3 protein-coding genes are annotated in these 11,577 nt (G+C 25.9%); 2 read left to right on the plus strand and 1 reads right to left on the minus strand.

What is annotated here, in order from left to right; genetic code table 4:
- The first annotated feature begins 25 nt into the window (after positions 1-25).
- Positions 26-1,234, plus strand: coding sequence for an IS30 family transposase (locus FOY43_RS00650; protein WP_146308596.1), 1,209 nt, complete (start codon positions 26-28; stop codon positions 1,232-1,234).
- Between the two features lie 567 nt (positions 1,235-1,801).
- Positions 1,802-9,442, plus strand: a complete 7,641-nt coding sequence (locus FOY43_RS00655) for a beta-N-acetylglucosaminidase domain-containing protein (RefSeq protein WP_146308598.1) — start codon at positions 1,802-1,804, stop codon at positions 9,440-9,442.
- A 63-nt stretch (positions 9,443-9,505) separates the two neighbouring features.
- On the opposite strand, the gene FOY43_RS00660 is transcribed toward FOY43_RS00655, so the two are convergent.
- Positions 9,506-11,449 (minus strand): hypothetical protein, encoded by a 1,944-nt coding sequence (locus FOY43_RS00660; RefSeq protein ID WP_146308600.1) that lies wholly within the window; start codon positions 11,447-11,449, stop codon positions 9,506-9,508.
- Positions 11,450-11,577 lie beyond the last annotated feature (128 nt).

Genomic DNA, 11,577 nt, shown 5'->3' on the forward strand with positions numbered 1-11,577 from the left:
TCTTGGTCCTTTTAGTAAAATTATAGTGCAAAAAAATAAGAAAGGAACCAATATGATTATAGCAAATATTAAAAATTCTCTTGAAAAAGTTGTGTGTATTAAAACTAAAGAAAAACATTTACCAAACAATCACTATTTAATCAAAAATTCTGAAGAAGAAATCAGAATTCTTCATTCAAAAGTTATAAATAACAGATTACTCAAAGCGAATCAAATGAACATTCTTCATTTAAATGAATGCCTAAGATTATTCAAAGAAGGAAAGAATTTTTCTAAAGTTTCAGAAGTGATTGGATTTCAAACACACACCATTAAAAAGTTATTGAAAATTTCAACAACAAATCAAGGTGATTTTGTCAAAAAATATAAAAAAGTTTGTCGCAACTGTGATCAATATATTAATTATGTAAACTATATTGATTTCCAATTAATTGCCGAACATCTTATGCTTTATAAGTCCAAAAGAACAAGACTTCATTCAAAGACTATTAAAAATAAATGAAGAGATTTTATTAGATTTTGAAAATCTGAAGTTAGTTATTATAGGAAAAATAGATTCAATAAAGATTTTACAAAAAGAGCAATCAAAGTTTCAGCTAAAGCTCTTGTTAATAAATTTAAGAAGATGTTTCCTAACAGTTTCTGCCCTACTCCTAGCACTGTATACAAGTGCTTAAAGTCAAATGAGTTTAATTTATCTATAGATATTTTGCTCTTTCTTTCTGTAGGAAAATATCACAAGAAAACTAGAAAAGTTCAAAAAAGTTCTCTTAAAAATGCTGTTAGTATTCATCAAAGGCCTGATGAGGCCAACCATAGATTAAAGGAAGGTCATTTTGAACTTGATACTGTGATTGGACAAAGCAAGGATAAGAATTGTTTGGTAACTTTATTAGATAGAAAAACTAGAAAACTTTATGTAATATTATCACGCAAAACTTCTGAGGCAGTGAAAGATGCTTTACTTGAAATGATTAAAGTTAATTCCATAAAAATAACAACATTAACGGTTGATAACGGCTCCGAGAACGTGCGCTTGCACGAAGTTATTTCTAATAACAATTTGTTTAAATGTGATGCATATTGTTCATACCAAAAAGGTTCAATAGAAAATATCCACAGACACATTAGAAGATTTATTCCTAAGGGTGTGTCTATGGATAAATTCACAAATAAACAAATTTATGTGATGAGCAAAAGAATTAATGAATATTTAACACTTATCAATCAATAATTTTACTAAAAATTTTAAAATCGGTCATGACCGATTCTTTTGGTGTGCTTTTTTATATAAAAAAGCATTATAATTATATAAATCGTAGCACTAACGTACTTCAAGGACTTTGATTAAAATGCATTGTTAAATGACTTTTCTATTTCATAAGTTAATAAAAATAATTAATAATTTATTAATTTTGTAATAAATTGCATATAATAATATTGTATGTCGATAAATAAAAGATTAAGATTCGTGATTGGCATACAACATGATGTCCCCTAAACAGGGACATTTCTTTTTTATTTTAAATACACTATGGAACTATTATTTATTGATTTTGGTTGTTTATATTTATAAACATCCGTTTTTTTATTATTAAATTTATTTTTTAAAACATGATAAATTAATTAAAAATATATTTTGAAATTGTTATCAGCGGAATAAATTATTCATATATTTTGTGATAAAAAACATGTTTTCATATTAAACTATTATGAATTTGAATTAAATATACAATCATCATTACTCCTTAATTTTAAAAAAATAAAATTTAGTAGAAATTATTTAATTAAGGTGGTTTTAATGAAGAAACAAAACAAGAAAAAAGCATTAACTATTATAGGGATAGCCGGTTCAATTGGAGCTGCTTCTTTAGGATTTATTAGTGCAAATACTGAAAATAATAATATCAGAAGTACGTATGAGATATATCCAAATCCACACACAATTTCTTATGATGGAAAGCAATCGCTTATTTCAACAAGCGTAAATGTTGTTATTGAAGATGATGTTGACCAAGCTACAATTACTAGATTCAAGGAAGCTCTAGCACTTAGAGGCATAACTAATATAAACTTTAGTAGAAGAATTGTTGATGATCAAACTAACTTTATTTTAGGGATAAAGGGAAATAGAGACACCTTTGTTGATGATTATATGAGTTCCGAAAATATTAGTTATGAATCTGATTTGATGAACAAAATCGATGCTTATGTTTTAAGTGTAAAAGATAATGTTATAGCAATTTATGGTAATGAGGCTGATTCAACATTTTACGGAGCCACAACATTATGGCATATTCTAAATCAACTTGAAGGATTAGAAATTGAAAATATTAAAATTCAAGATTATGCTGATGTTAAAACTCGTGGTGCTATCGAAGGATATTATGGAAATCCTTGAACAGTTCAAGATAGAATTAACTATATGAGTTGGGGGGGTTATTACAAACTAAATGCATATTTTTATGCACCTAAAGATGATCCAAAACACAACTCAAAATGAGCTGAATTATACACAAATGAAGAAATTCAAAATCTTATCAGACCAATTGCTGAGGCAGGTAATAATTCAAAAGTTAGATTTATTTATGCATTGCATCCATTTATGCACAACAGACTTGATAATGGAAATGTAGCGGATAAAAAAGAAAAATTGAAAGCAAAATTTCTTCAAGTCATTGAAGCTGGTGTTAGGCAAATTTCTATTTTAGCCGATGATGCCGCCAAACCTAATGAACAATTCCAAATTGATTTATTAACAGAAATGGTCGATTGACTTAAAGAACTTAAAGCAAATAGATTTCCAGATTTAAAAACAACTCTACCATATGTTGTTCAAGAATATATGGGTTGAGGTCAAGAATATTTTAAACGATTTCCTCCTGAAGTTCAAATAGTTATGACTGGGGGTACAATTTGGGGACAAGTTACTAAAAATTTCACTGATTCATTCACTAATAAGATAGGTGAAGGTCCGATGTTATGAATTAACTGACCATGTACTGACAACTCTAAAGAGCATTTAATTATGGGTGGTTTTAAAGAATTCTTAAAACCTGATGTAAATCCAAAGAATGTAGAAGGTATTATTTTAAATCCTATGCAACAATCTGAACCTTCAAAAGTTGCGCTTTTTGGTAATGCAGTTTACTCATGAAATTTATGAAAAACTAATGAACAGGCAGATAAAGCTTGAAATGATGCATTTAAACATGTAGATAACAAATCAAGTATTGAAACACCAACTTCTAAAGCTTTTAGAGAACTTTCAAAACATATGATTAACCAAAAAATGGATGGTAGAGTTGTAAAACTCGAAGAATCTCTTGAGCTCAAACCATATCTTTATGGTCTAATCAATAAACTTTCAACAAAAAGTTATTCTAAAGAAGAGTTAACTAAATTAACTGAAGAATTCACTTTATTAAATGAATCAGCTAAAATCTTTCTTGAAAATGGTAATGATCGTAATTTAGTTGAACAAATGCGTCCATTTTTAGAATCTTGAGTTGATTTAACCGACTCAGCACTAATCTATTTAGAAATTTTAGAACACATTTTAAGTGATAACATTACTAGTGTTAATAACCTTTATCAACAAGCTAAAAATAAATTAATTTTAGCTAGAAATAACCATAAATTTAGATACTTAAGTGAAATGAAAAATGCTGAAGTAGGACCTCAGCACATTCAACCATTTTTGGATGAATTAGATTCATTTTCATCTAAATATCTTAAAGAAAATCTTGATGATAATTTTGTTAGCTTAACTTGAATTTCGGATGTGTTTACTACTCCAAGCAGTGGAAATAAAGATGAAGTATTTAATCAAACTTCTCCAAAAGCAATGCAATTTAAAAATCCATTATATATCATGAAAGATAATTATATCGGAGTTGAATTTAGTAAAGAAATTGAGTTAAATAATGTAGTTATATCAATGGGTGGTGGAAAGAACCATTTTTACAAATCTAAATTACAATATAAATCTACCAATGGTGAGTGAATTGACGTAAATAGTAATGTATATGAAAGACCAAATGGCTCAATTATACCTATTGAAGAATATAATTTATCTATACCTAATGTTAAAGCATTAAGATTAGTTTCACTTCAAAATGATATTGATGACAAATGATTAATGATAAACAGTTTTATTGTTAATAAACCATTAATAAAGAAAGCACAAACTGGGGATAATAAATTAACTTTTTCAAGTGTTGAACTAGATGGACTTCAAGTTGCTGGTGGTGAGTTAGATAAAATTACTGATGAATCAGAAAATACTGAAGCACATTTACGTTCTAGCGAGCAACCTAAATATGATGGAATTAGACCGAATAATTCAATTGTTTTCAATTTTGATGAAGTAACAGAAGTTACAAAGTTTGTTTTTGTGCAAGGAAGTTCTAATTCTGGAGACGTTCTTAAAAGTGGTATTGTTGAATATTATGACTCGAATACTTCAACTTGAAAACAATTTGGTTCAGGTTCTTTAGATAGTCAGAAAAAGCAAACAATTATCGGTTATGCTCAAACTAATAAAATAAGAGTTAGAAATTTAGCAGATAAAAAAGTATGATGAAGAGTTGGCGCAGCCTTTGCTTATGGCTTTGATGAAAAGTTGGACATTAACTATACAACAGACACAGAAAATATTATGATTGGTAAAAATCCTGCTATTAACGATGGTGCCAGAAATAATAAATTCGATCATCTTTATGACAATAATCCAAGTACAATAGCTTGAATGGCTGGTAAGGATAATGGTAATATTGGAAATAACAGTAAATTAATTATCAATTTTGATAAGTCAATGAGAATTGATGAAATTCTGATCAGACAAGGTGATGGTGATAATCTAAGACAGATTCTTGTAGAAGCTTACACTAATGGAACTTGAGTTGAACTAGATAGAAACACAAATGCTACAAGAGAATATACAATAGATACTAGAAATAAAGAAGAACATTTTAGTAAGTTAAGAATTAGCTCGCTTGTTAACACTAACATATGATGAAAACTAGCTGATGTAAAAATAACTGAAAGAAAAAGAGCTTCAGATGAATATGTTATTGTTGGTTCAAAAGATAATAGTGTTCTATCACTAAAAAATCAAAATAACTTTACCTTGTTGAACAAATCAAATCAAAATATTTCTTTAGCTAAAGATCAATACATTGGTTTAGACTTAAAATCAATTCAAAAAATTCAATCATTTACTCAAAGTACTCTAGAATTAAATGATGCGCAAATCCAAATCTCTGTAAATGGAATAGCATGAGAAAATATCACTTCACTTGAACAAGTTAAAAATAAAGCATTAAGATACATTAGAATTGTAAATAATAATTCTGAATCAGAAATAAATGTAAATTTTGATAATTTCACCTTAACAGCTGCAAAAACAAACGAATTTGGTGAACTAGTCAAAACAACTTTACCTGAAGGAAATTCAGGTTGAGGTGACACTCGTTATAATAAAGCTGCTTTTGATGGAAAGATGAATACATCTACTAAATTTGGTGTTTCTCCAACTTTGGGAAAAGAAATAATTTATGACTTAGGAAAAGAAATTGATATTCATAAACTAAGAATATACGCTCCAGATTCAACTAGTGATTTTCCTAGAAGTATTGATGTAATGTATGGAACTGAATTAAATGGTGAATATCAAACTTTATTTAGTATTGGTCATGAAGAAAATAGAGATATTAATTTAATTGATGTACAAAATAACTATAGTTATGTTGATTCAAAATATCCTAATGTAAGATTTTTCGGAAATACAGATAACTTAGAAACTCCAGTAAAAGCTAGATATATTAAGTTATTAATCACTAAAAATTATCCAAATAGAGCTTTAATTATTAGTGAAATTCAAATTAATGATGGTCAATATATTTCGCTTGATAATGATCCTAGATTTAACGGAGCAGAAGAAACAGAAAAAAATACTCTAGCAAGTAAAATGATTGATGGCGATTTCTTAACTTACTATGAACCAAAAATTTCAAATTCATCAATAACATTTTTTAATGATGATCCTCAACCTAATAAATTTGTTAAATTTATCACTAGTTCAGAAAACTCAGATGCAAATGTTGAAGTAAAAACAGCAGATTCAAATGGTGATATTCATCAAATAACCCTTGGTAAACTTTCATTTAACAATATTGGATTTAGAGTTCCAAGTGGTCATTCTATTTTAGAATTAAAAGTTTCTTGAACTGAAATAAAACCTAAAATTAATGAAGTGATTTTCTTTAATTCAAATGAAACTGAAGAATTAAATAAAGTTGAATTAAACACTTTGATTTCTAGTTTACCAGAAGACTTTGATTTATGAGTGAAAAGTAACAAAGATGCATATAATGAAACAGTTGAAATAGCTAAGAAAATTTTAACTTTTGAAAACATAACTCAATCTACAATAAATGAAATTAAGCAAAGTTTAAATAGTATTATTCAAAATAAAAAGCTAAAAGGTGATTTTAGTAAATTAATTGAGGAATTAAATAATGAAATTACTAATTTTGAAGATTATTTATCTTCAACTACATCTGAATATAAATTAGCTATTTCAAAAGCTAAAAACTTAATTAAGAGTGAAGAGGTTACTCAAAGATCAATAGATTCATCTCTTAATCAAATAATTAGCGCCAAAACTGTTTTAAGATATTCTCCAGTAAATAAAGATACACTTCAGATTAAAGTAAATGAATTTGAAAAATTAGATAAAAGTAGATTTAGTGAAGAAACTTATAATTTATTAAAAGATAAAGTTTTACATGCTAAGCAAACTATATCTGATGATAATGCTATTACAGAAAATTCTCAAAAAATTCATCCTTCAGTATTTAAAAATCTTTTAGATGAATATAATAATTTATACCAAGACCTTGTAGACTCTGAAAAAGGAGTTAGATACAAAGAATATCTAAAAATAAGAGATTTAGCATACAAATTTATTGATGAAAATGGTTCGAACTGACAAATTTTATCTAGAGATCTAAATGCAAAAGTTGATGAAAAAGATATTGAAGTTAAAGATGAGAGTTCTACAGTTGAAATCATTGATCAAGCTATTGCTGAATTATCTAACTTAATTGCTGAAAGCCAAAAAATTAAATCTAATAAGATTGCAAGAATTAAAGAATATGCTAATGGTGTTGTCTTAAACGAAAATAGTGTTTATACTATTGAAAGCTATAATAACTATAAACAATATGTAGACAAATTAATCGATTTATCAAGTGACAGCAGAAAAATTTATGAAGAAGAACTAGATGAATTATTTGATAACTATATTCAAGCTAAAAATAATTTAAGTTTTAATGATTCAATAGATTTAGAAGAAATTAGACAATATTTATTAAGTTTAGTTCAAGCCTTGGATGAAAATCAAGAATACATTGCTAAAATTCAAAATAGTAACGAAGCAAGTTCATTAAAGACTTTAAGTGATGAGATAAATATTAAAATCGAAGAGCAAAATACAAGAAAAATCGAATCTAAACGTCAAGAGGCCAAAGATTTATTGTTTGAACTTTCTAAAGAGAATAATGATTTAACAAATAATTTAACTTATGAGTTAAATAACTCAACAGATATTGAAAGTATTACAACTGTAATAGTAAAAATTAAAGAAGAATTAAATCAAATTAAGTCTACTTTAGTTGAAGAATTAATAAATGAATTACCAGGATTAGAAAATAGCGAATTAAAACAAAAAGCTAATTTAAGTATTTCTAATGTTGAACAAGTCTCAATTGAACAACTACGAAATCTTATAAAAGAAGTTGTGAATGGAAAAGAAAATGAACTAATTAAAAAAATAAGTAAATTTAAGGTTGAAAATAATAATTTAATTTCACAACTTGAAGAAAATGTTGAATCTTATTTAGTTAAACTTAAATCTGCAACTACCCTTGAAGAGTTGACTAATTTAAATTCTGAATTAAAACCTATTGTTCAAGATTTAATTTCTAAATACAAGAAAATTGCGCTTGAAAAATTAAATGAGTTGGAAAATAAAGAAAACTACAATAGTTTAATTGAAAATAGTGAAAATGTTAGCCAGTTAAAAAAATTAATTAGTGAAATTCAAGAAAAAATCAGTAAGGAAAAAACTAATAAGAAAGTTGATGAATTAACTACTAGAATAAATGAATTAGAGGATCCAAAATTAGTTTCTGATTTATTAAAAGAGTTAAATAATATAAATGATTTAGCTAACTATGATGCTTTTGCCGAAAAAGTTGAACAAAAAGTTGTTGAACTTATTGAAAACTTAAAACAAAAAGCTATTGAAATTTTAGAAAAATTAGAAAACAAAGATGACTTAAGCGCTGAACAAATTCAACAAATTAAAGTACTTAAAGAAATTAGAGAACTTCTATCAAAACTTGAAGTTAAACTTGAAGAACAAAATAATATCTTACTAGATATATTGAATTCTAAGAAACAAGAATTATTAAACAAAATTAAGAATTACAGTGAATTAGAAAGTTATACCGAAAACATTAATAACAGTTTAACTGTTGAAGAATTAAATATAATTGAACAACAAATCGATCTAAAAATTAATGCCTTAATTGAAGCAAAAATTAATAATAACAAAATTTGAATTAATGCTAATGTTAGTTTATTAAATAGGGATCTTGAATTGCTTAAAAATCAAGAGATTCAAGATGAATTAATTAATCTATTAAATGTAAAAATTAAAGAATTGCAAAACTTAAATCCTTTAGAAATTAGTGAAAATGAAAAAGAAATAGAAAATTCAAAATTAAGTGAATTATTAGTTAAAACAAATAACTTGCTTAAATCAAATCTAGTTTCTTTACCAACATACGAATTACCATTAAACAAAGAAATAATAAAAAATAATATTAATATAATTACAAATCTCCTCACAAATAATAACTCCGTATCCGATTTAAGTGTTGAAGATAAAGAAACTATCAAAAACAATATTTCTAATTTAGATTACTCACTAGAACTAAAAGATTTAATAAATAATCAAATTAAGATCATTAAGCAATATGACGATTTATGATTAAAAACCAAAAGAGCTCAATTGCAAAATGATTTTGACCAATTGAATAGCTTAAAATATCAAATTGACAAGCTAATTGTTGATAATAAATTAACTGACAATGTTCAAATTTATGAATTAATGTCTAAAATTAATTTAACTCCAAATAATAGTTCAATTTTAGAATTAACAACTCTTAAAAATCAACAAAAGGAATTAATAGATAAAATCAATGAATTGATTGAAAATAATAAAGTAGATTCAAAACAAACAGCCAAAAAAAATCAAACTAAATCAAATAAATCTCCAATTTTAATCGCTGTAAGTGCAATTCTATTAGTTATTATTGCATCAACTTCAGTATTTAGTTTCCTTAAATTTAAAAAACATAAAAAGAAATAATTTTTATACGCAAGTAACTACTTGCGTTTTTTGTATAAAAAAGTGTAAGATGACTTACACTTCCTATGCTTTAGTTTGTTTATAGTATTCAAATACAACTTTAGAATTTAAATAATCTTCTATAGGTGCTAAACCTTGATATTGTACTTTATCACCATTATCAACTCAAAAAATATCCTGTGCAATTGGATCTAAATTAAAATCATCATCTATAAAATAATTTTTATAAACAAATAACATATCAGAATTTATTGCAGTAGCGTAATTTATAAAATCAAAATTATCTAAATTTAGATATTCATGACTCATCTTATAATTTACTATAGAGTTGTATTGTTCCGAGTTATATTCTTTTTCATTTAGGTTAACTGTCGAAAGATAACCAGTTGCAATATGTTGTAATCTTTCTAAACTAAAGTTATTATTTTGATTAGCAAAACTTTTAGTTAAATCAAAGCTTAAATACTCACTAAATTTTTTTAATATTGCTAAAACAAGTAATTCATTTTTTTCGGTTGATTCGTTAACTAAATTTGCGTAATCCAAGTGTTTCTTTTGATTACTAAAGTTTTCGATCACTGGTTTAATAAATTCAGAAATAACACTAATATAATGATTTTCCATTAAATCATTGGTTTTATTATATTTTGAATAATGTGATTCATTGATACTATCTAAGAGTTGATTTGCTAATTGATTAGAAACATTTTCATCACGATAATAATTAAACAATTCACTATATTTGGCAAATTGAAAATCTTTGAATAATTTTTCCTCTGACTTAATTAAAGCTAAATTTTTAACTTCTTCAAATGAATAATTAGAATAATTTTGCTTTATTTCTAAAAAACTTTGGTAATTTAATGAAAGATTTTGAAATATATTATCACTAATATAATCTGTAAAGTTATCATTATTTTCCTTTGCGTTTGTTGAACTAAACATAATTCCGTCAACAAGGAAAATATTTTGACTAGGTCTAATAAATCTTATTGTTTGTCCATCTATAGTTAGTTCTGAATTATCACTAGAATAGTATGAATCAACAGCATCACCATTATACATAATTGTAGCATTGGTTGGATCGTGTGGATCGACAAGTCGATTAACAATCTCTAAACCTTCACCTTTGAATGTAATGTGGTTAGTATCATTAAAATCATACCCAGTTCCATCTTTAATTAATGACTTAAAATTATCTATTAGCCTAGTGTAAGTTTCTTCAGTAACTTCACCAGTGAAATTTTCACTGGTTCTTAAACCATCCGAACCTAAAATTACATCATAAGTTGATCCATATAACATATTATCTCTGAACGCGTCAGTGATCATGTATTTGTTATAACCGACAGTTCTAAGAGCTTTTAAAATATCTATAATATCGAATTTTGTATTAGATGATTCGAATCCTAATACTTTATTAAAATCAATCTCATTTAATAATTTACCATCTTGGTCAACTTTTCTGTATTTATCATCGATATTTAATTTATTGATGTTGTAAGTTATGACCATATCTTGGATGATATATGGAAAGAAATATTCTCAAAGATGAGCGTTAATTTCATTTCCATTTTCATCATATTGTAAGTATTTGTCATAACTTTTAAGATGCAGGAAGACGTTGTCACGTAAAATTACTTTAACAGCTTCTTCATAATCTTCTTCTTTTAATTCAGGCATTTTAAGCAATTTAGAATAATTTATTTTACTTAATTTACCTTGCCTTATAAGTTTAGTTGCTAAAAATTCTGTACCAATACCAAGTGCAGCATGGTTATTTAACATTGCGGTTTGAAATTCATTTATTTCATTAAATTGTTTGTATAAGAAATTTTTACTTAGTTCTTTTTCATTATTTTTCGATATTGCGGCTTTATAGTTATAAAAACTAGGTTTAAATTTGTGTGTTACTTTATAAATGACGCTAGCACCAAAAGCTCCAACAGCTGCAGCGATCCCTAGTGAATATAAGATTATTTTTGCTTTACGCTTTAAAGTTTTCATTATCACCTTTGTTAATTTTTGGTTTTTATTTTTATAATCTTTTTTGTTCTTTTTAAGTTAAATATTTAGCAAATTATACATAAAATAATTTTTATTTTTCAAAAAAATAAAATTCTAAAATTACTATA

Source organism: Mycoplasma anserisalpingitidis (genome assembly GCF_007858495.1).
Taxonomy (GTDB): domain Bacteria; phylum Bacillota_I; class Bacilli_A; order Mycoplasmatales; family Metamycoplasmataceae; genus Mycoplasmopsis; species Mycoplasmopsis anserisalpingitidis_A.